Source organism: Beggiatoa alba B18LD (genome assembly GCF_000245015.1).
Taxonomy (GTDB): Bacteria; Pseudomonadota; Gammaproteobacteria; order Beggiatoales; family Beggiatoaceae; genus Beggiatoa; species Beggiatoa alba.
On the sequence record NZ_JH600070.1, the window covers coordinates 1,733,901 to 1,760,234 of the forward strand.

18 protein-coding genes are annotated in these 26,334 nt (G+C 42.1%); 12 read left to right on the forward strand and 6 right to left on the reverse strand.

Features of this window, described 5'->3' with window-relative positions:
- Positions 1-170 precede the first annotated feature (170 nt).
- Both BEGALDRAFT_RS06975 and BEGALDRAFT_RS06980 read right to left on the reverse strand, forming a co-directional pair.
- Positions 171-2,459, reverse strand: coding sequence for a response regulator (locus tag BEGALDRAFT_RS06975; RefSeq protein ID WP_002685129.1), 2,289 nt, complete (start codon positions 2,457-2,459; stop codon positions 171-173).
- Positions 2,460-2,664: 205 nt separating this feature from the next.
- Positions 2,665-3,183: a YfiR family protein gene (locus tag BEGALDRAFT_RS06980; protein WP_040294895.1), complete on the reverse strand. Its 519-nt coding sequence runs from the start codon at positions 3,181-3,183 to the stop codon at positions 2,665-2,667.
- A 581-nt stretch (positions 3,184-3,764) separates the two neighbouring features.
- Between BEGALDRAFT_RS06980 and BEGALDRAFT_RS06985 the strand changes: the two genes are divergently transcribed.
- The 7 genes from BEGALDRAFT_RS06985 (at position 3,765) to BEGALDRAFT_RS18070 (ending at position 15,418) form a co-directional block, all read left to right on the forward strand.
- The gene (locus BEGALDRAFT_RS06985; protein ID WP_002685131.1) at positions 3,765-4,775 is read left to right on the forward strand and encodes an ABC transporter substrate-binding protein; all 1,011 of its coding nucleotides are present in this window, start codon (positions 3,765-3,767) and stop codon (positions 4,773-4,775) included.
- Positions 4,772-5,527 carry an ABC transporter permease gene (locus tag BEGALDRAFT_RS06990; RefSeq protein ID WP_002685132.1) on the forward strand — a complete coding sequence of 252 codons (756 nt, stop codon included), beginning with the start codon at positions 4,772-4,774 and terminating at the stop codon, positions 5,525-5,527. The genes BEGALDRAFT_RS06985 and BEGALDRAFT_RS06990 overlap by 4 nt, the downstream gene beginning before the upstream one ends.
- A gap of 4 nt (positions 5,528-5,531) precedes the next feature.
- Complete coding sequence (locus tag BEGALDRAFT_RS06995) at positions 5,532-6,305, forward strand: ABC transporter ATP-binding protein (protein WP_002685133.1); 774 nt, start codon at positions 5,532-5,534, stop codon at positions 6,303-6,305.
- On the forward strand, positions 6,295-7,053 hold the full coding sequence (locus BEGALDRAFT_RS07000) for an ABC transporter ATP-binding protein (RefSeq protein WP_002685134.1): 759 nt from the start codon (positions 6,295-6,297) through the stop codon (positions 7,051-7,053). The genes BEGALDRAFT_RS06995 and BEGALDRAFT_RS07000 overlap by 11 nt, the downstream gene beginning before the upstream one ends.
- Positions 7,054-7,177: 124 nt before the next feature.
- Positions 7,178-10,867 carry a YhdP family phospholipid transporter gene (locus BEGALDRAFT_RS07005; protein WP_040294896.1) on the forward strand — a complete coding sequence of 1,230 codons (3,690 nt, stop codon included), beginning with the start codon at positions 7,178-7,180 and terminating at the stop codon, positions 10,865-10,867.
- A gap of 230 nt (positions 10,868-11,097) precedes the next feature.
- On the forward strand, positions 11,098-11,274 hold the full coding sequence (locus BEGALDRAFT_RS19145; RefSeq protein WP_002685142.1) for a hypothetical protein: 177 nt from the start codon (positions 11,098-11,100) through the stop codon (positions 11,272-11,274).
- A gap of 64 nt (positions 11,275-11,338) precedes the next feature.
- The gene (locus BEGALDRAFT_RS18070; protein WP_002685143.1) at positions 11,339-15,418 is read left to right on the forward strand and encodes a response regulator; all 4,080 of its coding nucleotides are present in this window, start codon (positions 11,339-11,341) and stop codon (positions 15,416-15,418) included.
- Between the two features lie 321 nt (positions 15,419-15,739).
- Here BEGALDRAFT_RS18070 and greA read toward each other — a convergent pair whose 3' ends face one another.
- From greA to carA, 3 genes are all read right to left on the reverse strand, one after another.
- Complete coding sequence (greA, locus tag BEGALDRAFT_RS07015) at positions 15,740-16,216, reverse strand: transcription elongation factor GreA (RefSeq protein ID WP_002685144.1); 477 nt, start codon at positions 16,214-16,216, stop codon at positions 15,740-15,742.
- On the reverse strand, positions 16,213-19,458 hold the full coding sequence (gene carB / locus BEGALDRAFT_RS07020) for a carbamoyl-phosphate synthase large subunit (RefSeq protein WP_002685145.1): 3,246 nt from the start codon (positions 19,456-19,458) through the stop codon (positions 16,213-16,215). Before carB ends, greA begins: the two co-directional genes overlap by 4 nt.
- A 174-nt stretch (positions 19,459-19,632) precedes the next feature.
- Positions 19,633-20,763, reverse strand: coding sequence for a glutamine-hydrolyzing carbamoyl-phosphate synthase small subunit (carA, locus tag BEGALDRAFT_RS07025; RefSeq protein WP_002685146.1), 1,131 nt, complete (start codon positions 20,761-20,763; stop codon positions 19,633-19,635).
- A gap of 394 nt (positions 20,764-21,157) precedes the next feature.
- Between carA and BEGALDRAFT_RS07030 the strand changes: the two genes are divergently transcribed.
- From BEGALDRAFT_RS07030 to BEGALDRAFT_RS07040, 3 genes are all read left to right on the forward strand, one after another.
- The gene (locus BEGALDRAFT_RS07030; RefSeq protein WP_157237560.1) at positions 21,158-21,385 is read left to right on the forward strand and encodes a hypothetical protein; all 228 of its coding nucleotides are present in this window, start codon (positions 21,158-21,160) and stop codon (positions 21,383-21,385) included.
- A gap of 116 nt (positions 21,386-21,501) precedes the next feature.
- Complete coding sequence (argH, locus tag BEGALDRAFT_RS07035; protein WP_002685149.1) at positions 21,502-22,881, forward strand: argininosuccinate lyase; 1,380 nt, start codon at positions 21,502-21,504, stop codon at positions 22,879-22,881.
- 32 nt (positions 22,882-22,913) lie between these two features.
- The gene (locus BEGALDRAFT_RS07040) at positions 22,914-23,351 is read left to right on the forward strand and encodes a MaoC family dehydratase (protein WP_002685150.1); all 438 of its coding nucleotides are present in this window, start codon (positions 22,914-22,916) and stop codon (positions 23,349-23,351) included.
- 53 nt (positions 23,352-23,404) lie between these two features.
- On the opposite strand, the gene BEGALDRAFT_RS07045 is transcribed toward BEGALDRAFT_RS07040, so the two are convergent.
- Entirely contained in the window at positions 23,405-24,418 is a 1,014-nt protein-coding gene (locus BEGALDRAFT_RS07045) for a FecCD family ABC transporter permease (protein WP_408610392.1), read from the reverse strand.
- A gap of 233 nt (positions 24,419-24,651) precedes the next feature.
- Here BEGALDRAFT_RS07045 and BEGALDRAFT_RS07050 point away from each other — a divergent pair, with 233 nt between their 5' ends.
- Positions 24,652-25,086 carry a PilZ domain-containing protein gene (locus tag BEGALDRAFT_RS07050; protein WP_002685152.1) on the forward strand — a complete coding sequence of 145 codons (435 nt, stop codon included), beginning with the start codon at positions 24,652-24,654 and terminating at the stop codon, positions 25,084-25,086.
- Between the two features lie 19 nt (positions 25,087-25,105).
- Positions 25,106-26,017, forward strand: coding sequence for a prenyltransferase (locus tag BEGALDRAFT_RS07055; RefSeq protein WP_002685153.1), 912 nt, complete (start codon positions 25,106-25,108; stop codon positions 26,015-26,017).
- The last annotated feature ends 317 nt before the right edge of the window (positions 26,018-26,334 follow it).

The window sequence follows — 26,334 nt, forward strand, 5'->3', positions numbered from 1 at the left end:
AAACAGAGACCTGCTAGGTTTTAAAAACCTAGCAGGTCTGTCGGAACGTGTGAAAAGAATTCACCAGAGAAGATTAAAAGATTGTCTGAATCAGGATTTTCAGGATTAGCAGGATTTAAAACCCTTAAACCAAAAAGTCAGGTGAATCATGCTTTTCAATCCTGAAAATCCTAACTCAAATGATTAACCCAATGGGCTAAAATTTCTCTTAGCTGTTGTTTACTCACGGGTTTACTTAAATAGTCATCCATACCTATCTGCAAACAATATTCGCGGTCGCCTTGCATTGCATGTGCAGTGAGGGCGATGATGGGGATAGCATGATTTTTTTTCGCGTTTAAATAGCCTTGTTGGCGAATGAGTTTTGTTGCAGCTAATCCATCTAAATGTGGCATTTGACAATCCATGAAAATTAAATCATAGGCTTGCAGACGTAACTGTTTTAAAACCTGTTCACCATCCTCCACTAAATCAACCTGACAGCCAAGGTCTTCTAAGACTAAGCGGACATACTGTTGATTCACAATGTTATCCTCAGCAAGCAGAATTTTTGCGTTAAAGCGTTCAGTGCTATCTGTTTGTTCTGCCTCTGTTTGAGGAAACGGATTATTAATGACATTGCATAAACATTGATACAAACGGGCTTGACGTATGGGCTTATGCAAAATGGCAGAAATTGCGGGATGTTGTAAATAACTTTTTCGGACTTGGTCAACACTGGCAATTAAAATAATATGGGTTGATTCTTGTTGTTCTTTAATGGCTTGCGCTAATGCAATACTGTCTTGTTTGGGGTTATGCATCAGTTCTAATAAAACAACATCGTAAGGTGTATGTTGTGTAATGGCGGTTTGTACTTGCGCTAAAACGGCGGATTGTTCATCACAAAAGTCGACGTGTAGTCCCCATGTGGTTAAATATTCAGCTAATATTTGCACACAATGATTTTTATAAGCAACAATTAAAACCTGTAACGCGGGGAGTTTGTCTTGAGCTGGGGAGACTGTTGGCGTTTGTAGCTTATCTAGCCATGCGGTAAACCAAAATAAACTGCCTTGATTAATCTTACTTTCAACACCGATTTCACCGCCCATGAGTTGGGCTAATTGTTTGCTGATGGCAAGCCCTAAACCTGTACCGCCGTAGCGACGTGACATAGAACCGTCAACTTGTGTAAACGGTTGAAAGAGTATCGGGCATTTTGCTTCTGGAATGCCTATGCCTGTGTCGTAAATGGCGAATTTTAGTTGTACACGTGTTGCATCGTTATTCACTTGCGTGACTTTTATAACAACTTCTCCCACTTCGGTAAATTTAATCGCGTTATTAATGAGGTTAGATAAAATCTGACGTAAACGGACTAAATCGCCAGATAACATTTTGGGTACATTTGCGGCGATATGGCTACATAAAGCAAGTTTTTTTTGCACAATTGCCCCTGCAAATAAATCTAGGGTATCTTCTACCAGTGCATGTACATCAAACTCGCTGTTATATAACGCTAAATGCCCCGCTTCAATTTTGGAAAAATCCAGCACATCGTTGATGATGGTCATCAGTGTTTGTCCTGAATTTTGAACCGTTTCCGCTAAATGACGCTGACGCTCGTTTAAGCCTGTATCTAGCAATAATTCAGTCATGCCTAATACGCCATTCATGGGGGTACGAATTTCATGACTCATCGTCGCTAAAAATTGCGATTTAGCTTGACTTGCAGACTCTGCCAATTCTTTGGCATGTTCCAGTTCTTTATCTCTTTTTTGAATTTTCGCCAGCATGTCGTTAAAGCCGTCGATAAGTATGCCTAATTCATCGGGCTTTTGTGCTGTTGCGCGTAATGCATAATTTTTTTCTGTGGAAACACGGCGCATCACATCAACAAGGTGTAAAACAGGACGGGAAATAATTTGTTGTAATAAATTAGAAAAAATAAACGCTGTCACCATTGCAGTGACAAATACGAGCAATGCAAATAGGGTGTATTCGTGTAATTGGCTACTCATGGTTTGTAGGCTGTTTTGTAAATGTAGCCAGCCAATGGGTTCATCGCCAATGCGTACAGGACAGATAATGGAGAGTGTGTTATCGGTGAAAAAATAGGTTTTTTTTTGTAAATTTGGGCTTAATTGATGTGGGCAATGCTTATTTGTTGGGTCATATGCCGCAAATAGCATGGCATCTTCTGTATAAAGGCAAGCGGCAACAATATCTGTTTGTGATTCTAGGGTGTTCAGTAATTCGATTGCGTCTAGCTTATTATGAAAGGCAAGTGCGGCATTTGCGTTTTTACTTAATATTTCCGCCAAGCTGTAAACATGACTAATGATTGCTCGTTCTGCTGATTCATTTTCACGATACAGAAAAAAAATGGAAGCGACTAATAGGGATATACCACTGGTCAACATAATAATCAGTAATAACTTTTCTTTTAATGAGCCGCGACGTAACAACTTAAACATAGACGGTTTTCCACTTAATATAGATGCTAATGCTAAACAAGTCAGGTTTTACTGATGAATTTTAATGCGGTTGTCTGAATTAGATTTTATGCGTTTAAAATCTGACTTGTTTAGCATTACCAAATAGACGATATATTATTACAAATCATAACATGTGAGCCTTTAGCATTTTTAGGGTCTGATAAGCATAAAAATGATGGTTATATTATTTAATTACCCGTAATGCTTGGCGCAATAATTTCGAACTGAGGGTTAAACCCTTCATATTTAATGATTGGTAATTGATTTCAAAAAAAATCCCATGCTTTTGATAAATAAAGCCTAAGTTGCCGCCTTGGTCAATAAAGTGGGGAATATTACTGACAAGTAATACACTTTTATTTTTTAAACTATTTAAAATAGTCATTACACGGTCAGCATCTCCCGCTGTGGTGATATAGACAATATGACAAGTTGATAATTTATAAATATTATTTTCCAGTCTGCTGATAATTGGGTGATAACCGATTTTACGTCCTTTGACAACGTTTTCTAAAGACTTTTGAAAATGTGCATCATCTAATACACAAATTTCCAATGGTGCGGTTGGGTCAGTAAATAGTTGGGGTGACCATGTGACAAATTGAGTAATTCTCAATAAATATTCTGCTTCTAATTTATGTGGTTCTGCATAAGCAGGGAGTACAGAAATTAATAAAGGATTGAGCAAGAAAAGCATTGCCATCAGACATTTTCTGATGATGTTGTATATATTCATAGTGGACACCCTAGCAATTTTTTAAATTATTTATATTTATAACAGATAGTTATTTACGCTAACCCCAGTATTGCGAGATTTCATAAATGAAACAGTTGTTTGCTCGTTACCCAGTTTCACTGGGTAACAGGTAATTAAACAGGATTTAAAAGATTCATTTGCATTGGATTTTTGTTTGAGGGGTTTAAATCCTGCTAATCCTGAAAATTCTGTGAATCCTGATTCAGACAAACGCTTGTCTTTTTAAAAGAAACTCGTAGAACTCAAGTTACGCTACATTAACTTTAACAATGATAGTCATTCATTGCTTTTTTAAGTCTTCATTGGCTTATTATTTTTTTAATAAATTCCGTAATCTTTATAAGATTTTTAACTAAAGAGGGGTAAAATTTTAAGCGTTTTTGTTTTTATTTCGCTGAATCCATTTATTTTTATGGTTTTTAGAAAAAAACATTTTTATATTTAACCCGTAGTTAGACGAATAATAACAAAGCAGCAGTTCATTTAATTTGCTGTTATCCCACCACTGAAAGGAGCTTATAAGCCTTATGTTACCCACCTTGTTTAAGCGATTTTTGTACCGTTTTTTGTCAATTTCATTGTTTCTGAGTTTTTTATTTCCAAATATCCTGTTTGCGACAGAAAAGCCGATTCGAGTAGGCGTTTTGCAATTTGGGACAGTGAGCTGGGAAATGGATGTGTTAAAAACACATCAGCTTGATAAACAAGCAGGTATTCAAGTAGAACTTGTTCCTTTAGCGGCTAATAATGCCTTGTCTGTGGCTTTGCAAGGGCAATCGGTCGATGTCATTGTGGGGGATTGGTTATGGGTTTCACGCCAACGCGCAGAAAAACGACTTTATACCGCCGTTCCCTATTCTTTAACCGTTGGGCAGTTGCTTGTACGTCCTGATGCGAATGTTAAAACTTTAGCAGATTTAAAAGGGAAAAAAATCGGTGTTGCTGGCGGAGCAACAGATAAAAGTTGGTTGTTTTTAAGAGCATATAGTCATAAAACGCTGGGGACGGATTTGAATAGTTGGGTCGAGCCTGTTTTTGGCGCACCACCGTTATTAAATCAGTTAATGTTGCGTAATGAGTTACCCGCAACGTTGAATTTTTGGCATTTTGCGGCACGTTTAGAAGTTGCTGGCATGCAACCGTTATTAAATGTTGCTGATATGTTGCCTGCCTTGGGGATTGAAAAGCCAATTCCATTATTAGTCTGGATTTTTGATGAGCAGTGGGCGAATCAACAGCCTGAAACCGTCAAGGCTTTTTTAAAAGCAGCTTATCAGGCAAAACAACGTTTGGCGACGGATGATGCTGAGTGGGAACGAATTCGCTCGTTAACGCAAGCAGAAGATGATGCAACTTTTCAGGCATTAAAACGGGGGTATCGTGCAGGAATTCCGCAACAATTTGGTCAGGCGGAACAAGCTGCTGTTGCACAAGCCTTTGCGGTGTTAGCGCAGGAAGGAGGCGCGGAGGTGGTCGGCAGTGCAAATACATTAAGTGCAGGTACGTTTTGGCAAGGGTTCAGTTTACCCATTGAATGATGAACGTTAATTTATCACTGGGTGGATTACGCCTCTTGTCTTTTTTAGGGTTAGTCATCGTCTGGCAAGTGCTGGCAATGAGTTTGGCTGACCCTTTATTTCCAACCCCTTTCGCGGTATTAAGCCGATTTTGGCAACATTTAATTCATGGTGAATTGTTGTATCACTTGGGAATTACGTTAGGGCGTGTTGCTTTGGTGTTTATCATTGCGATGGGGGTTGGAACGGTGTTAGGGGTTATCATGGGGCATTATCCGCAGGTTGATGCTTTATTAGATAATTTGCTGGTCTTTATGCTGAATATTCCCGCTTTGGTGATTATTCTCTTGTGTTACATTTGGCTGGGTTTGACGGAAACAGCGGCAATTGTGGCGGTGGTGTTGAATAAAGTCCCGAATGTTGTTGTGACGGTGCGGGAAGGGGCGCGGGCGATTGATAAAAAGCTGATGGAAGTGGCTTATATTTTTCAAGTTCCCCATTGGCGCACTTTGCAGTCAGTTTATTTACCGCAACTGTATCCCTATCTTTTGGTGGCCGCGCGTTCTGGGTTGGCGTTGATTTGGAAAATTGTCTTGGTGGTGGAGTTGTTAGGACGTAGTCAGGGCATGGGGTTTCAATTGCATACGTATTTTCAGTTTTTTGATATTGAAAGTATTTTAGCTTATACCCTTGCTTTTGTAGCGGTGATGTTAGCCGTAGAAGGGTTTTGCTTACGCCCATTAGAGCGTTATTTATCCCGTTGGCGACCTTAAAATTATGTTGACAGTGACGATTGAGAAAAAATGGTATGCACAGGCTAAAATGCCGACTTTAGAAAATTTACAACTTTCTATTGCTGATGGGGAATTTGTCGCTTTAGTAGGCCCTTCTGGTTGTGGCAAAAGCACTTTATTAAATATTCTCAGTGGGTTGGATAAGCAAGCACAATTTCAGTTGCAGTGGCAGGGGCAGACATTAGACACGCGACAACGCTTGCCGTTAAAAATGGGGTTTATGTTTCAAGATTCGCGTTTAATGCCATGGTTGACGGTTTTAGATAATTTATTGTTGGTCTTGAATCACTCGGCTCACAGTCGTGAATTGGCATTGCATTATTTGCAAGCGGTGGGGTTGGAGGCACAGGCGCATCAATTTCCCGCGCAGTTATCGGGGGGAATGCAACGGCGAGTTGCGCTTGCACGGGCTTTTGTCGTACAACCCCGTTTATTATTAATGGATGAACCGTTTATTTCCGTAGATGCCCCAACCGCCGAGCGATTGCGCCATGTGTTGTTATCGTTATGGCTGACTTCACGCCCGATGGTGTTGTTTGTGACCCATGATTTACGCGAGGCGTTGAGTTTAGCTGATAGAGTGCTGTTTTTATCAATGAATCCTGCACGGGTGGTTTTAGAACAGCCGATAGTGTTACCGCATCCACGACCGACAGGTAGCACGGAGTTATTGCAGTTATATCAACAATTATTAACGACTCATCCCGATTTATTATCTGGCATTCGTCAAGAGGAGCGACATACTGATGTCATTTAATCCTGCTTCGCCTGTTCCTGTGTTACAAGTTGAAAATGTCACGAAATCCTATGGCAATATCAAAGCGTTAAATCAAGTGAGCCTTAGTTTAAATAAAGGGGAGTTTGTCGCCTTGTTGGGGTTAAATGGTGCGGGAAAAAGCACTTTATTTCAGTTGCTTAGTGGTTTATTTGTAACGGATGCAGGGCGTATTATTATCGGTGGGCATGATATTTCTTTGTCTGCAATCCCAGCCCTTGCGGGAATGGGGATTGTTTTTCAACAGCCGACTTTAGATTTAAGTATGAGTGTGCTGGCAAATTTGCGGTTTCATGCCCGTTTGCATGGTATGGGGTCAGCCACTCAGTCGCGGATACAAACAGAGTTAGCGCGTTTAGGATTATCAGAGCAAGCACGCACAACTTGCGTTAAATTAAGCGGTGGCAATCGTCGTAAAGTAGAATTAGCGCGGGCGTTGTTACATGAACCCAATTTGTTATTAATGGATGAAGCGACCGTTGGTTTAGACCCTGCTTCGCGTAAAGGCTTAGTTGATTATGTACATCAATTATGTATCAATCGTGGAATGGGGGTTTTATGGGCAACCCATTTGGTAGATGAAGTAGAAAGTGCGCATCGGGTCGTGATTTTGCACAAAGGCAAGATATTAGCCACAGGAACGCCCGAAGACTTATTACAATTAACAGGACAAACTCGTTTAGCAGAGGCTTTTTTGCATTTAACCTCACAGCAAGCAGTGCTGATTTAATCTAAGGATAGTAAAAGGTTACAGGTTCTCTATTTATGCCGTTGATTCGTGATAAACAACTATTGGTAAACCCTTTGATTGTTTTCAACAATTCAAAATGTTGTGTGTGGGTTATCCACTTATTATGTTGTTACGTCACAGTTTAACGGTGCTCTGTGTTGTTCGTAAAACCATTGTTTTCTTATGTGGTTTTCTAGCAATTGGCATCTTAAGTCTTTATCTCTTATTTCCTTATAGCACCCATTATCGAACAGAGATAGAACAGTGGCTTTCTGCCCAATTACAGCAAACGGTTAAAATTGGCGCGTTGCACGCTAGTTGGTTAGAAGGACAACCTGTTTTACAGTTGGAGCAAGTTCGTTTACTGGATGCACAACAACACACAGTTTTAGAAGTCGCATCTGTTGCGGTTTTTTTTCAACTTTTCGCTTCGCTTCAGCAACAAACAGCCATTACAGCAGAAATTCGCTTGCACATGCCCCGCTTAACGCTCAGTCAGCAAGCAGATGGGCAAGTTTATATTGCGGGATTAGCCCTTAATATTGCTGATGATAATAAGCAAGCACCGACACAAGCATTACAGCAAATTTCACACGGTTTACAATGGTTATGGCAACAAACCTTTGTTTCTTTTGATATAGATAAGCTGATTTTTCAACAACCTGATAAAGTTATCCATGTAGATGCCTTACGCCTGCAATTAACCCCGCAAGACCAACTCCAACAGTTACACGTTATTTTTACCCTTCCAACACAAGCGCAATTACCCCTCAGTCTGCAACAAGTCATGCTGAAAGCGCAATTAACCTTACATCCCCATCGTTTACCTGATATACAAGCCAGTTTCATGCTACAAGCGACTGCACAAACTGCATTAAAAGGCAATTTACGCTTTCAAGCAGATACGGAAGCAACGCAACTCACAGTAAACGCCCTGCAATTGCAAACAGCGCATGAAACATGGCAATTCCCTGCCCTGCAATTACAAGCCCCTACGATTGCAGAGATGATTCATCAAACAGAACCTAATTTACCTTGGCAAATTACCCTGCTAAATGGAGCAGTTAATTTAAGCAGTTGGGTCGGATTTTTAGAATTTATCCCCGCGTCATCCACATTACGGCAAAGTTTGGCAACGTGGCAATTAACAGGCGCATTGCAAAATCTCCGTTTAACGTACACACCGATACAGGGTTGGTCGGGAGAAACAGAATTTAACCATTTAAATGTGCAGGCAGCGAAAAATTTACCGCGTTTAGTGGACGCACAAGGTTATACACAATTTTCTATGCAACAAGGCTTGTTACGTTTAACGCAAGCGGGCTTAGTGTTAAAAAATCCTGCGTGGTTTAGCGAACCATTAGTTATCAACCAGCTACAAGGGCAATGGCAATGGCAATGGCGACGTGATGCGCAAGCATGGCAATTTATCACGCAAGGCTTTAAAGTTGCTGATAATTTCACCAAAGTTAATATTGTCGGGCGGTTAGAAGTGCCGATACAGGGGGAATTACCCAGTAGCGACTTACAATTACTCGTAGAAAAAGGGCAAGTGAATCAAGCCTATCGTTATGTTCCTGACAAATTAACGCCGATTACTCACGCATGGTTAAAAAAAGCCTTAGTCAGTGGCTCTATTGACAGTGGACAAATTGATGTCCGTGGACATTGGCAAACCTTATTTGCGGATAAAAATCCCCAATGGCGCGTGAGTGCGCAAATCAGCAATGCTTATCTGCATTATGATGAACAATATCCACCGATTGAAAAAATTCAGGCTGAATTGACCATGCATGGTCGAGAAATGGTGATTAGTGCGGATAAAGGACGAATTTTTAACAGTCAATTGCAAGCGGTGACGGTGATTATTGACGATATTACGGCACATCCTGCGGTCTTAACGGTAAGAGGAGAATTACAAGGCACAGTCGCGGATGGATTACACTTTTTACAAGATAGCCCTTTAAATAAAAGCGTGAATTTAGATAAAGATATTCAATTATCAGGCGATTTAGGACTTAAACTCGATTTACAACTGCCTTTAACTGACAATGCTCATGCAATAACGCGCGGTGAATTGCGTTTTTCGCGCACAGATTTCACTCATAAAGCCTTAAATGTTACGCTAAATCAGCTAAACGGCAGCGTATTCTTTGATGCGAACAAGTTACTGGCACAACAATTAAACGGTTTTTTATACGACATGCCGATACAACTGGCATTTCAAGAAGACCGACAAAACCCAAATAAATTCATTGAAGCCGAATTAACAGGTCGCGCAAATGCGCAATTTATACAGCGACAGTTAAGTAGTTTATCGCCAGCTTGGGAAAACCTCCCTTATCATCAATGGATAACAGGGGAAACAACATGGCGTGCAGCCTTAAAGCTACCTGTGAATCGACAAAATAACGCACAACAAAAAATTGAAATTTTCTCCGATTTAAAAGGATTAGCTCTAAAACTCCCTCCGCCTTTAGCCAAAGCATCCGAATCAACTCGTAATCTCCAGATTACCTATGAGCAACAACAGATTGAAATAAATTATGAAAATGTTTTTAATGGCATTTTTCAGATTGACTCACAAGGTTTAAATAAAGCAGGGATACAATTCGGTGGTGTTGTTGCAAGCCTTCCGACACCCCCTATCATACAAATCGCAGGGCATCTCAGCGAATGGACATTAGCCATATGGCAACCTGTTATACGGGCATTACCTACAACTAATCAGACACATACCTTACCTATCTACTTAGATGTTAATGTGGGAACGCTGAATGCCTTTGGTTATCGCACACAAGATTTACAACTGAATGCTCATTATCAAAATAATCAGTTACAGTTAGCCTTAAATAACGATGATTTACGTGGACAAGCCCGTTGGGACATGGATAAACAGCAATTAAACATCAATTTTGATAAATTATTGTTAATTGCCAATCCACAAACCGAGCGCGAAAAATCGCCGACAAAAGACAAGCAAATTACCCGTATTAACCCGCGTCAACTACCACATATTGCATTCCATGCCGATGAGTTACAGTTAGACAAGATACAATTAGGCAATGTAAATCTTTTCAGTCATCCAACAGCGCGTGGCTTAAATTTAGAATTATTAGAAGCGAAAAACGCAGGGTTTAGCCTGCATGTAGAAGGAGAATGGTTCGCTGAGAATACAACGCATCAAACTCAGCTAAAAGTTGATTTATACAGCCAAGACATGAGCTTATTAGCACATTATTTAGGCTATACAGCATCGCCCATTGCAGGGGGAATGCTACAAGCGAATTTACAAGCAGAATGGGCAGATACCCCCTACCGCTTTAAATTAGCAGACCTACAAGGACGACTCAGCTTATTGCTGGTTGATGGGCATTTAACTGATGTTGAACCAGGTGTTGGGCGATTATTTGGACTTTTCGACCTACAAGCCTTGCCCCGACGGCTGGCGATGGACTTTAGCGACGTATTTGTCGCAGGGTTTGGATTTAACCAAATTTTTGGCGAATTTAAGTTTCAACAAGGGATTGCACAAACCGATAAACTTGTTATTCAAGCCCCAGCAGCGCAAATTGAAATTCAAGGACAAACCAATTTATTAACCCAAACTTATCAACAAACCGCCACAATTATCCCACATGTATCCAACACACTCTCCATTGCAGGGACTTTAGTCGGAGGGCTTGCGGTTGGTGCAGTCGTGATGGTTGTACAAAAGTTATTAGAAACAGAAATAGAGAAAACAATCAATTATCAATATATAATTTCAGGAGATTGGCAAAATCCTAAAATAACGCCTGTCTCACAACAATAAATAGTGTTGCGTCCTGTATTTGATAGGATTACCCCAACTGCATATCACACAAATTGTCTAGCTTAAAATCAGCCGACTGTTTCCATCAACGGAAAGTATAAGATAAAAACCTGATGTCGGTTTTAGATAAAAAGATAACTATTAATTTTTATGGCAAGCAAGACTGTTTTGCCTATTTATTTATAAAAAGTATGGTTTTTCTTAATTATTACGTTTCTTAGGACAACATCATGATAAAAACCGAATTGCTTACGCCTTTGCCCTGTCGTTGGTGTGCAACACTGACCGCTCCAACAGAATTACAAACGGTGAAAGTCACACGCTCAATGCAAAATCCACCACCGCCAGACTCTATTGAAGAATGGTTATTATGCCCACGTTGTTTAGAACATTATGAAAAAATGTAAAAATAATTAAAGAATTGAGCATAACCCTTGCATAAAATTCATAAACTTTTTTCGATAAAACCTCATGATTACTTCAAATGACAATATAACCAGTGTGGCATGTCCTGCGTTACTCATGGGTATTGTGACACCTCAAGGACAATGGGTGAGTCTAAATGATGAGGGTCAACGATTACTAGGCAGTAACTTCAAATATTCGCCTTTATCTCATTATATTCACCCCGATGATTACGAATTAATTCAACAAGCATTACAACAAATTCAACCACAAACCCCCGTTCTTGCCTGTGAAGCACGTATTCATCATATTGAAACACATGACTATCTCGAATACGCATGGATTATCTGCCTACATACCGCAGAAAATATACAAGTCATTGCTGCACCGTTCATGCAACAACATTTATTAGCACAACAAGCCATTAGACAGAACGCGCAACAAACAGAAAAACGCTATCAAACGATTTTTAATAACGCCGCCGTTGGTATCGCACTGGTCGATAGACATGGCTATTACCAAGATTGCAATGAACGTTGGGTGCAAATGTTTGGCTACAAGGCTGAAGAACTGCACCATATGAAAAATACGGATTTATCCCCTGTTGCTGACCGTAGCTTAGTAAAAGACCGTTTAGAGCGGGTTAAACAAGGGGAAACAGGCGATTATCGCGTTGAAAAACGCTTTTTACATAAAGATGGGCATGTCATCTGGGGCGAATTATCCGCGTCTGCAATTCGTACGCAACAAAATGAATTAGAAAGCCTAATCGGTATCGTCGTCGATATTACCGAACGAAAACAAGCAGAAGAAGCCTTAAAAGCCGCCCATGAACGCTTATTAACCGTTTTAGATAGCTTACAAGCTATCGTTTATGTTGCTGATTTAAAAACCAATGAAGTTTTATATGTCAATAAATACGGACAAGAAGCCTTTACACATTCTTATTGGCAATCGTTTTTCCCTTACACAGGCACAGAATACACAGGACAAGACTATTACAGCTTGCTGATGCAAGACGAAAAACGCGGCAATCTGTACAGTGTGGAATATCATGATATCAATACGGGAAAATGGTATTTAATTCAAGATAGTGCAATTCATTGGATTGATAAACGTTGGGTACGTTTACAAATTGCAACAGATATTACCGAATTAAAACAAACAGAAGAAGCTTTGCGCTTGAACGAAGAACGCTACCGAGCCATTGTTCAAGACCAAACAGAATTAATTTGTCGGTATCGTCCTGATGGACGCATTAGCTTTGTGAATGAAGCCTATTGTCGCTATTTTGAAAAAAATGCGGAAGAACTCATTGGCGAATATTTTGTTCCGATGATTATTCAAGAAGATAAATCAAGAACAGAAGAGATTTTAAAACATTTATCACGGGATAATCCCGTCGTTGAACTTGAACATCGAGTTGTCTTAGCCAATGGCGAAATTCGCTGGCAACATTGGATTGATCGAGTTTTATATGATAGCAATGGGCGAGTCGCCGAATATCAAGCTGTTGGGCGAGATATTACCGAACGCAAACAAACAGAAGAAGCCTTATTACGCGCCAAAGAAACCGCCGAAGCGGCAACCCGCGCTAAAAGCGAATTTCTCGCCAATATGAGCCATGAAATTCGTACCCCAATGAATGGGGTCATGGGCATGACCGAATTATTATTAAACACCACCTTAACCGTACAACAGCGTGAATATGCATCTATTATTCGTAACTCTACCAATGCATTACAAACACTATTAAACGATATTTTAGACTTCTCCAAAATTGAAGCAGGCAAATTAACCTTAGAACCAATTCCCTTTGATTTAGAAACAGCGACCTTAGAAGTCGCTCGTTTACTCTCAATTACGGCATCGAGTAAAGGCTTTGATTTAATTGTTCGTTACTCCCCTACCGCGCCACGCTATGTCATTGGGGATGCAGGTCGGATGCGCCAAATTCTCACCAATTTAACAGGCAATGCGGTGAAATTTACACAACGCGGCTATGTCTTTGTGAATGTTGACTGCGCTGAAAGAACAGGAGAGGAAGCCGTGATACGCTTCCAGATTCAAGACACGGGCGTTGGAATTGCGGTTGATAAATTAGAAGCCATTTTCGATAAGTTTACACAAGCAGATACTTCTACAACGCGCAAATTTGGCGGTACAGGCTTAGGGCTTGCCATTACAAAACAGCTAGTTACTTTAATGAATGGCAAAATCAACGTTATCAGTGATGTTGGTAAAGGCTCTATGTTCACCGTTTCAATACCGTTCCCGCTGGTGAAAAACGCCGTTGAAATGCCAACCCGCCCACAAATTGCATTACCAAATACATTGATTAATACACGGGTTTTAGTCGTTGACGACAATATCGTCAATCAACAAGTGTTGCAGGAACAATTAGAAAGTTTTTCAATTCGTTGTGATGTCTGTAACGATGCAGAAACCGCATTACAACGTTTAGCCGAGAGTTATGCCGCGCAAGACCCTTATTGGCTATTAATTCTCGACTACATTATGGATGGTATGAATGGCGAGGTTTTGGGAGAAACCATTAGAAAAGACCAAAAATATAACAATACATTATTAATTTTATTATCATCAACAGGTTGTCAATACGACGCACAAATATTACAAAATAAAGGTTTCTCAGCTTATTTACTAAAGCCCTTACCTGTTCGTCACCTGCGACAAACAATTATTGCATTATGGTCAGATTATCAAAACAAGTTTGCACAAACATTTATTAAAATCGATACAGTTCCCAACATATTGCCGAATAAACTAAATGATAAAGCTATCAATGGTGGAAACAGTGAAGCAAACACACAAATTAATTTACGTGCACCATTAGGAACACGAGTTTTACTGATTGAAGATAATGATGTTAATCGCTTAGTCGCAATGAATATGCTACAAGAATTAGGTTGCCAAGTGACCGAAGCCATTAATGGAAAAATGGCGGTAGAGAAAATATTAGACAATGACTATCAGTATGATTTTGTCTTGATGGATGTACAAATGCCTGAAATGGATGGTATTGAAGCAACTCGTTTAATTCGTGAGTTAGAAAATATTAACCAACATTTAATCATCATAGCCATGACCGCAGGCGCGATGAAGGGCGACGCAGACCGTTGTTTAAAAGCAGGAATGGATGACTATTTAGCAAAGCCTATCACGTTAGAACGCTTAACCGCAGTAATTGGCAAATACATTGCTTTAGAACAACCAAATTCTGAAAAACTGACAACGAAAGAGGGTAATATGATGTTACCTAATCAGCAGAAAGTTCTTTTGGTTGAAGATAATGAAGTCAACAGCTTAGTTGCAATAACTATGCTGGAACAACTTGGCTATCAAGTGGAATCAGTCGTTAATGGTAAAGAAGCTGTCGCTATTTGCCAAGAGAAACAATACGATATTATTTTAATGGACATTAGAATGCCCGTCATGGATGGTGTGGAAGCAACAAAACAAATTCGTTTACATGAGCGTAAAGAAACCTATCAAACGCCCATTATTGCATTAACTGCGAATACACAACCGCATGAAGTAAAGCATTATCGTGAGGTTGGAATGAATGATTGTTTAGGCAAACCGTTTTCAATTGAAGGCTTACAACAAGTTTTAAAAAAATATACCTCCGCAGTCTCTGCGGATAAACAGCTTGGAAAAAATAGCGTAACCGTTTCAACCCGTTCTATCTCCGCGCTCGCACAACAAACCACAGAAATGCTCGCAACAGCAGTAAGCACCACACAATCTACAAATGTGGCAGAGAGGAAAATCCAATTACCCGTCTTTGATGAAAATCAATTACGGCGGGTATCTATTGGTAATTTAATGATTTTAGAAAAATTAGTTCATGCTTTTGAGGACGACACACCCAAACAATTAGATAAACTACAGCAAGCTTTGCAAAATAATGCACAAAAAGATGCGGAGCGCATTGCGCATTCAATTAAAGGCAGTGCTAGAAGTATCGGCGCGTTACGGTTAGGAGAAGTCGCGTTTAATACAGAGCGGATGGCAGCCGAAGGGCAATTGCATGAGGTTGAAAAACTCTCACATCAGTTACAAGAGGAGTTTTCACAGTTACAAACCGCATGGAGTCAAATTGAGTGGAAAACCTTTTTATCTTAACCTGAGTACGGCGAAATTCTTTTAAAAAGACAAGCGTTTGTCTGAATCAGGATTTTCAGGATTAAAAAGCGTGATTCACCTGACTTTTTGGTTTGAGGGTTTTAAATCCTGTTAATCCTGTGAATCCTGATTCAGACAAGCTGTTGTCTTTTTAAAAGAAACTCGCCGAATTCAGGTTAATTCAGTTAATCCTCAAAAAAATCCGCTTTTAATAGAAAACCCCCATGAAGAAACAAATTCATAGGGGTTTTTTATCACCGTGACTATTCAAGAGTTCATACTATAAAGGGCGTGTCAGTTAGTCTGAACACGCCCTTTAGATTAAATGTATTTTACCGCAACCACTTCATATTCTTTTTTGCCACTCGGTGCTTGTACGATGGCAACGTCTCCCTCTGTTTTGCCAATTAAGGCACGAGCAATGGGAGAACTGATAGATATGCGGTTGGCTTTTATATCTGCTTCATCATCGCCGACAATTTGATACATCACTTCTTCGTCGGTTTCTATGTTTAACAGTTCTACGGTAGAACCAAAAACGATTTTGCCACCTGCATTGAGCTTGGTAACATCGATGATTTCTGCATTGGATAATTTACCTTCTAACTCAGCAATCCGTCCTTCTATAAAGCTTTGTTGTTCACGCGCGGCATGATATTCGGCGTTTTCTTTTAAATCGCCTAATGCACGCGCTTCTGCAATAGCTTGTATGACGTTAGGACGGGCGACTGATTTTAGCTCTTGTAATTCATCGCGCAATTTTTGTGCGCCTTGAACAGTCATCGGTGACTTATTCATATCGTTGTACCTTGTTTTAGTTCCTTATGTAAATCTTGTAAACGATTCACTTCTCCTGATTGACTGACCTTTAACGCCAACACCATTGCTCTTGCGCCTGCCATTGTCGTGGTGTAAGTCACCTTATGTTGCAAGGCGGTGCGACGAATGGTAAATGAATCAGAAATAGCTTGTTTACCCTCTGTCGTGTTGATAATGAGGCTGATTTCTTCGTTTTTGATGCTATCCACAATATGGGGTCTGCCTTCAATGACTTTGTTGACAGTGGTACATGTCACGCCTGCATCGCGGAGTGCTTTAGCTGTACCACGGGTTGCAACAATTTCAAAGCCTAAGGACAGTAAATCCCGACTGACATCAACCGCTGCTTGTTTATCCGTTTCTCGAACGCTAATAAACGCACGTCCTGAGCGCGGTAAATTCAGCCCTGCTGCTAATTGGGATTTTGCAAAGGCTTCACCAAAACTGCGACCTACGCCCATCACTTCGCCTGTGGATTTCATTTCAGGCCCTAATAATGGGTCAACCCCTGCAAATTTTACAAACGGGAATACCGCTTCTTTTACAGAGTAGTAGGAGGGAATGCATTCTTGAGTAAAGCCTTGTTCAGCCAGTTTACGACCTACCATACAACGCGCGGCGATTCTTGCTAATGGTAAACCTGTGGCTTTTGAAACAAACGGCACGGTGCGGGAGGCACGAGGATTGACCTCTAGCACGTAAATGGTTTGATTTTGAATAGCGAACTGCGCGTTCACTAATCCTACCACATTTAACGCTTTTGCCATACTGATCATTTGGGCACGGAGTTGGTCTTGTAACATGGGGGACAGACCATAGGGCGGGAGGGAGCAAGCTGAGTCGCCAGAGTGTACGCCAGCTTCTTCAATGTGTTCCATAATCCCACCAATAAGTACATGTTCACCATCGCAAACGGCATCGACATCGACTTCTATCGCTTCATCTAAGAATCGGTCTAGTAAAACAGGGGAGTCGTTAGAAACAGACACGGCTGTTTGCATATAGCGTTTTAAGTCGTCGGGATGGTAAACAATTTCCATCGCTCGCCCGCCTAAGACGTAGGAAGGACGCACAACGAGTGGGTAGCCAATTTCATCCGCTAATTTAAGCGCGACTTCTGCATTGCGGGCGGTGCGGTTGGGCGGTTGGCGGAGATTGAGCTGATTTACCAGTTGTTGGAAGCGTTCACGGTCTTCGGCTAGGTCGATAGAATCGGGCGTTGTACCAATAATGGGCGCGCCAGCGGCTTCTAAGGGTTTCGCCAGTTTTAAGGGGGTTTGTCCACCATATTGGACAATGATGCCCTTGGGGTTTTCAACGGCGATGATTTCTAAGACATCTTCTAAGGTTAAAGGTTCGAAGTAGAGTCGGTCGGAGGTGTCGTAATCGGTCGAAACGGTTTCAGGGTTGCAATTAACCATAATTGTTTCATAACCATCCGCCCGTAAAGCTAAAGCAGCTTGTACGCAGCAGTAGTCGAATTCAATCCCTTGTCCGATGCGGTTAGGACCTCCTCCTAACACCATGATTTTTTCCCGTTGAGTCGGATTGCTTTCGCATTCTTCCTCGTAGGTTGAATACATGTAAGCGGTGGTTGCGGTAAATTCGGCGGCGCAGGAGTCGACACGTTTATAAACAGGACGTATTTTGTAGCGGTGGCGTAGTTCGCGAATGTCTTGTTCGGCAGTATTGGTTAAAATAGCAAGGCGTTTGTCGGAAAAGCCTTTGCGTTTAAGTTCGCGTAAACGTTCGGGCGTTAAGCAGTCGAAGCCTTCGGCTTTAACTTCAGCCTCTTCGTCGATAATGTCTGCAATTTGGGTTAAAAACCAAGGGTCTATGGTAGTGTGTTCATAGACATCATCTATTGTCCAGCCTGCACGGAAAGCGTCGGCAACATACCATAAACGTTCTGGTCCTGCTTCTTGCAGTTCGTGGCGTAAAACGTCTTTGCTGGCGTTAGAATCGGGTTCGAGTTGTGGGTCTAAATGCTCATCGAGTCCACACATCCCTGTTTCTAGCCCACGTAGGGCTTTTTGTAAAGATTCTTGGAAAGTCCGCCCGATTGCCATCACTTCGCCAACGGATTTCATTTGGGTAGTTAATAACGGCTCGGCTTGGGGGAATTTTTCAAAGGTGAAGCGTGGAACTTTGGTAACGACGTAGTCAATCGTGGGTTCAAAAGATGCGGGAGTTGCGCCGCCTGTAATTTCGTTGGCTAGTTCGTCTAGGGTGTAACCGATAGCGAGTTTTGCAGCAACGCGAGCGATGGGGAAGCCTGTGGCTTTAGAGGCAAGCGCGGAGGAGCGAGAAACGCGGGGATTCATCTCGATGATAATCATGCGTCCATTTTTGGGGTCAATCGCAAATTGGACGTTAGAACCCCCTGTATCGACACCAATTTCACGCAACACTGCCAGCGAGGCATCGCGCATGATTTGATATTCTTTGTCGGTCAGGGTTTGAATCGGGGCAACGGTGATGGAGTCGCCCGTATGAATTCCCATGGGGTCTAAGTTTTCAATCGAGCAGACGATGATGCAATTGTCTTTGCTATCGCGCACAACTTCCATCTCATATTCTTTCCAACCCAGTGCTGATTCTTCAATAAGCAGTTGATGCACAGGGGAGAGGTCGAAACCACGTTCGCAAATCGTGACAAATTCCTCGCGGTTGTAGGCAATCCCGCCACCACTTCCCCCAAGTGTAAAAGAGGGGCGAATCACGGTCGGAAAGCCGACAGAGGCTTGTGCGGCAAAGGCTTCTTCCATGGTGTGCGCAACGCTAGAACGAGGCGTATCTAAGCCGATTTTTTTCATGGCATCGCGGAATTTTTCGCGGTCTTCGGCTTTGTCGATGGCTTCTTCTTTCGCGCCTATCATTTCGACATTGTATTGTGCTAAAACGCCATGTTTAGATAATTCTAACGCGCAGTTAAGCGCGGTTTGTCCGCCCATGGTGGGGAGGAGCGCGTCAGGGCGTTCTTTTTCGATAATTCTGGCGACGGTTTGCCATTCGATAGGCTCTATGTAGGTCGCATCCGCCATGTCGGGGTCAGTCATGATGGTCGCGGGATTGGAGTTGACCAGAATCACGCGGTATCCTTCTTCTCTCAAGGCTTTGCAGGCTTGCGCCCCTGAGTAGTCGAACTCGCAGGCTTGCCCAATGATAATAGGACCTGCACCAATAATCAGAATGCTGTGTATGTCGGTACGTTTTGGCATAACTTAAGGAATGTGCGTCTGAGTGAAATACGAAGGATAGGTATAACAGTCATGAGTGTGAATCGATACACCTGTGTCGGTTTATCGTTATGTGCGAGTACGATTCGATTCAACGGCTCAGTTAGTATTTAGACAGGTGCAAAGCGATTGATTTGCACCTGTCGCAATAGCTAGCTAAGTGGATGACTGTTGTTTCATGAGTTCGATGAACTGGTCAAACAAGGGGGAGACATCACGCGGGCCAGGACTGGCTTCGGGGTGTCCTTGGAAACTAAACGCAGGTAAATCCGTTCGACAAATCCCTTGCAAACTGCCATCAAACAGTGAACGATGTGTCGCTTTCAGCGTTGGTGGTAAGCTGGCTTCATCAACAGCGAAGCCATGATTTTGACTTGTAATCATCACGACTTTATTGGCTAAATCTTGAACAGGATGATTTGCGCCATGATGACCAAATTTCATCTTGACTGTCTTTGCACCACTGGCTAAACCTAATAATTGATGTCCTAAGCAGATACCAAAAACAGGCACTTTTGTGGCTAAAATTTCTTGAATCGCTGCAATTGCATAATCACAAGGTTCAGGATCACCAGGTCCATTGGATAAAAATACGCCATGGGGTTTATGGGCTAATACATCGCGTGCAGGCGTTTTTGCTGGGACTACCGTCACATGACAGCCACGCTCGACTAGCATTCGTAAAATATTCCGTTTTACGCCATAGTCATAAGCGACCACACGCCAAGGGCGATGGCTAGGGGTTTTAGAATCGCCAAGTTGCCACTCACCCTCTTCCCATGAATAGGTGTAGGGGGTTGTGACCGCTTGTGCTAAGTCCATCCCTTTCAATCCTGCGAATTGTTGAGCCGCTTGAATGGCGAGTTCAGGGCTAATGTTATCCCCTGCCACAATACAACCATTTTGCGCACCTTTTTCACGCAGAAGACGAGTAAGACGACGAGTGTCAATACCTGCAATGGCAACAACTTGATGCCGTTTTAAATAGGCATCTAAAGGCTCTGTTGCACGCCAATTGCTCACGGTAAGAGATAAATCACGAATGACCAAGCCTGCGGCAAATACTTTCGTGGATTCTTCATCTTCCGCATTTACCCCTGTGTTTCCAATATGTGGATAGGTTAGGGTAACGATTTGCTTATAATACGAGGGGTCAGTCAGGATTTCCTGATAACCAGTGATAGCGGTATTAAACACCACTTCACCCACACTTTGCCCTGTGTAACCAATGGATTCACCGTAAAACAGACTGCCGTCTGCCAGTGCTAATAAAGCCGGATGTTTCAAAACACACTCCGCGATACTGATTTTAAAGAGGGATTAGTTAAGGAATAACGCTTACACTATACAAAAGTTTGCGTATTTTACGGGTATGTCAGGAAACCAGCAAGCACGAATCTGTTACAGTTTCACAAGCAACAGATTTACAATTCACTGTTATCACTATCTTAATTAACTTGGCATATTAGATGAATATTTACTGCACGCAGTCAACTTTTAACCCTTAATCGCTTAAGATACAATCTATCAGGTATTGCTAAACTGAAATGACAATCAGTCATCATCCTTATAGGGATTCATAAATATTTTTTAACATAGGCTTTTTTGGTATCGGTTTGTTTAATGAAATGGGGATAATATGAGAAAAATTTTATACGCTCTTGGGTTTGCGGGGCTTTTTGTGAGTCTGAATGTCGCTGCAAATTCACCCACAGATATTAATTTCGCTGCGAAAAAGAAAACAACTTTCGGTACGGAATATGTGGTTTATAACGTGCGTTGTTCTGATGGCACGACCCGCCAAATCAGTTCATGGAACAATCGCAAAGAATGGTGTGTTGGAACCAGCAATAACGACTGCTCCAATAGTCAACTTAAAGCAGCACAATTGGCGTGCGATGGTAAATAAATTTTTACACTTGGCTAAGTGTGTTTAGACATGCTTAGTCAATTGCGGTGTTTGCTACCCATTTGACAATCCATTAGTCTATAAAGCCCTTTCCATTCCCGCATTTCAAAAACACTATGACGACGATTGAAAAACCTTGGAGTGGACGCTTTACCGCGCCAACCGATGCATTTGTAGAAGCTTTCACCGCCTCAGTCGGATTTGACCAACGCCTTTATGCTTATGACATCATGGGGTCTATCGCCCATGCAACCATGCTTGCCCGCGTTGGGGTTTTAACACAAACCGAATGCGAACAAATCGTAAACGGTTTACAAAGCATTCAACAAGAAATCGAAAGCGGACAGCTACAATGGTCAATAGCACTCGAAGATGTTCACATGAACATCGAAACCCGTCTGACGCAAAAAATTGGCGTTGTGGGTAAAAAACTCCATACAGGACGCTCTCGTAATGACCAAGTTGCAACCGATGTGCGTCTCTATCTACGCCATGAAATTGATACCATCATCGCAGAACTGAATCGCCTTCTAAACGCCCTTATCGTCGTTGCCGAACGCGAAGCAGAAACCATCCTCCCTGGTTTTACCCACTTACAAAGTGCTCAACCCATCACCTTTGGACACCACCTGCTTGCATGGTGTGAAATGCTCTTGCGTGATAAATCCCGTTTACAAGACTGTCGCAAACGGGTTAATACCCTCCCACTTGGTGCGGCAGCCCTCGCAGGCACAAGCTACCCCCTAGACCGCCACTACACCGCTGAACTACTCGGTTTTGAAGCCGTTGCAGAAAACTCCCTCGATGCAGTTAGCGACCGTGATTTCGCCATAGAATTCACCAGTGCAGCCACCCTCATCATGATGCACCTCTCCCGCTTCTCAGAAGAACTCGTCCTCTGGTCATCCGCCCAATTCAACTTTATAGAACTGAGCGACGCATTTTGTACGGGTTCATCCATCATGCCCCAAAAGAAAAACCCCGATGTCCCCGAACTTGTTCGCGGCAAAACAGGGCGGGTTTATGGCGCGTTAATCAGCTTATTAACACTGATGAAATCCCAACCTTTAGCCTACAACAAAGACAATCAAGAAGACAAAGAACCCCTATTCGACACCGTTGACACCCTCAAAGGCAGCTTAAAAGTCTATGCTGACATGATACCCGCGATGCAAGTCAACCGCGACATCATGCGCAAAGCCGCCCTACAAGGCTTTACCACCGCGACCGACCTCGCTGATTATCTAGTACGCAAAGGTGTCCCTTTCCGCGATGCCCACGAAATTGTTGGCAAAGCGGTTCGTTACGGTGTTGAAAACAATACACATTTAGAAGCAGTCACCTTAGAAACCTACAAACAATTTTCACCCTTGATAGAACAAGATGTCTATAACGTACTGAGTTTAGAAGGCTCAGTCGCGGCACGTAACGTTTTTGGAGGCACTGCCCCGCAACAAGTCAAAGCGGCAATTCAACGCCTTAAAGCCAAACTTTAACCCCTCAACATCTCTGACAAGGAACTAAATCCATGAGTGATTTACACGGTTACTATATTGAAGACATTGAAGTAGGCATGAAAGCCAGTTATGCCAAAACCGTCACTGAAACCGATGTTGTCCTCTTCGCAGGCATTTCAGGCGACAACAACCCTGTTCACGTTAATCAAGAATTTGCTGAACAAACCCCGTTTAAATCCCGTATTGCACACGGCATGTTAAGCGTTGGCTTTATCTCCATGGTTCTAGGAACAAAACTTCCCGGACCAGGCGCGATTTACATCAGCCAAAACGTTAAATTTAAAGCCCCTGTACACATCGGCGATACGGTTCATGCAGAAGTGACGGTTAAAGAAGTCATCAAAGAGAAAAAACGAGTTATTTTAGAAACCGTTTGCCGTGTTAAAGACACCGTTGTGATTGACGGGGAAGCAATGGTCATGGTTGCCTCAAAAGCAACAACCAACTGATAAATAAAAAAGGGGAGTCAAGCACTCCCCCTTTTTTTTCTGTGCCAATCTAATCAAACCAAGTGCCGTTTATGCTGTAACAACAGCCATAAAAAAAACGGCGCACCTAACACCGCCGTTAAAATACCTAACTGAATTTCTTGCGGACGATTTAACGTTCTGGCTAACAAATCAGCACTGATTAAAAAAACCGCCCCTGTTAATGCACTCGCGGGCAACAAATAACGATGCTTTGCCCCAATCAACAAACGCACAATATGCGGAACGACCAAACCGATAAACCCTATCATCCCACTCACCGCCACCGCTGACCCCGTCAACAACGCCGCACTGCCTAATAAAATCCGCTTTACCCGCTCAACCTCTACCCCCAAAGCGGTTGCAGTCTCCTGCCCCATCAATAAAATATCCAATTCCCGCTGATACAACAACGCAATGCCCAAACCCAGCCCAAAAAAAGGCAAGGCTAACCACACATGTATCCACAAACGACTATCTAAACTCCCCATCATCCAAAAAATAATTGTTCGCGCAACCTCATATTCAACCCACGCCAAACTAATCAATAACGACATCATCGCACCAATCAAGGTATTACACGCAACACCCGCCAATAACAACGTCATTAACGGGGTACGCCCGTGATAACTCGCCAAAAAATAAACCGCTAACAAAGTGAGCAACGCCCCAACAAACGCAAAAACAGGCAAAAAAAATAAAGATTGTGCCGTTAAACCCAATGAAATCGCCAACACCGCCCCCAATGCACTACCAGAACTCACCCCAATCACATCAGGTGAAGCCAATGGATTTTGGAATAACCCCTGCATTTGCACGCCCGCAACGGCTAAAGAAGCCCCCACAATTCCCGCAACCAAAACACGCGGTAAACGCATCTGCCAAATAATAATTTGTTGTGCCTCTGAAATATCCTGTACCGAGATAGGAAAATACAATTTTGCTAATAAAACCCGCCCAACCCCTTCTAAAGGAATATAAATACTCCCAATAGAAACCCCCAAGCCTATCAGACCTAGCAAAATGACACTAATACTCAAAAAATACACGTTTGGCTTTATAATCGTCATATGATTGTCCCAACTTATATAGACTACTCCTAGCTATACAGGTCATGGAGAAATGATAAGCTTTTTTAAATAGAACAATTTTAGCGTGGTGAATATTCGCTGAAAGCGGTTACAAAAGACTGTAATTGATAATAAATAGTTAAAAACATGATTAAGTTGACTAACGACCCTATTTTTATTTTTCATTGAAAAAACCGTGAAGGAGTCTTTCAATGACTGCGCAACACAAAGTACAACACCGTAAATTTATCCGTCATCCTACAGATATTCCAATAGAAGTTTGGAATGAAGACAATCCCGTCTCTTGTGAGCAAGAACCTTTATCCAATGTCAGCCTAGGCGGACTTGCATTTAAAGCAAAACATTTTTTCCCACGTGGCGCAACGTTACGTGTTCGTGTTCCACATGTTATCCCCCCTTTTGAAACAGTGGGGCGTGTCGTTTGGTGTCGAGAACAACCAAAATATTATGATGTTGGCGTAGAATTCATCTGCCAAGAAGACGTTTTTAAAGCAAGAATGGTTGAACAAATTTGTCAAATTGAACGCTATCGCAGCATGTTAGAAAAACAAGGGCGACACTTAAGCACCCAAGATGCCGCGATGGAATGGATAGAATTATACGGGTCGAGTTTTCCCCTTCCCTAAAAATACGGCTAACCGTCTAATGATTGAACCTAATTTAGAAATTTACCACGGCACAACATGGGCAAATCGTGTTTTTACAGGATTTATTGCAACTCGTCCCGCCTTTTTTACTGCGTCACTCGCCCCTGTTTGCATTGGTTTAGCCTTTACATGGCAACAACAAATTTTTCGCCCACTGCTCGCACTGCTTACCCTGCTTGCTATTCTCTGTATTCACGCAGGCGCGAATGTTTTAAATGACTACTACGACGCAAAAAATGGTACAGACAGTATTAACCAAAAACGAATATTCCCCTTTTCAGGCGGTAGTCGTTTTATTCAAAATGCCATCCTAAGCCCCTACGAAACCAAAAGGCTTGGTATCAGTCTGCTAGCTTTTGGGTTAATGCTTGGGTTGATGACTGTCAGCTTAACCAGCCCAATTCTGCTTATATTTGGCATAGTTGGCGCAAGTTTAGCGATTTTCTACTCAATGCCTCCCTGCCTAGCCTGTCGTGGTTTAGGGGATATAGTTATCGCCCTCTGTTTTGGCATATTACCTGTAACAGGCACAGTTTGGATACAACTAGGCACAATTCCCCCAGCGGCAGGGTGGTTAGGGGCAAGCATCGGCTTTTTTGCTGCCAGTATTCTCTGGATTAACTCCATTCCTGACATTGACGCAGACAACGCCAGCGGTAAACACACACTCCCCGCCCGCTTAGGGCAAGAACGTGCACGTTATGGCTTACCTATCCTATTTATACTGGGATTTCTCTGCATTCTTATTGCCCCCCTACCTCACAACTGTTTGCTTGCATTACTGGGTTTTATCCCCGCGAGCATCGCCAGCATAAAACTCTGGCAAGGGCAACTAATACCTGCTATTCCGCTTACGTTAATAACGCATAGTGTGGTTGGTATTTCACTGATATTAGGCTGTTTACTCTGAGCGAGATAGACAAAATTCATAAAATTAATTACGTTTAACCCGAGTTCGGCGAGATTTATAAAATAAAACAGATACCTGTTAGGTTTTCAAAACCTAGCAGGTCTTTTTTTGTCTGAATCAGAATTCACAGAATTCACAGAATTTTCAGAATTAGCCGAATTAAAAAGCGTGATTCGCATTAATTTCTTGGTTTAAGGGGTTTAAATTCTGTTAATTCTGATTCAGACAAGCTGTTGTCTTTTTGAAAGAATCTCGCCGTACTCAGGTTACGTTTACTATATTTTTCATTAGGATTCATCAAACAGGATTAAAAAACT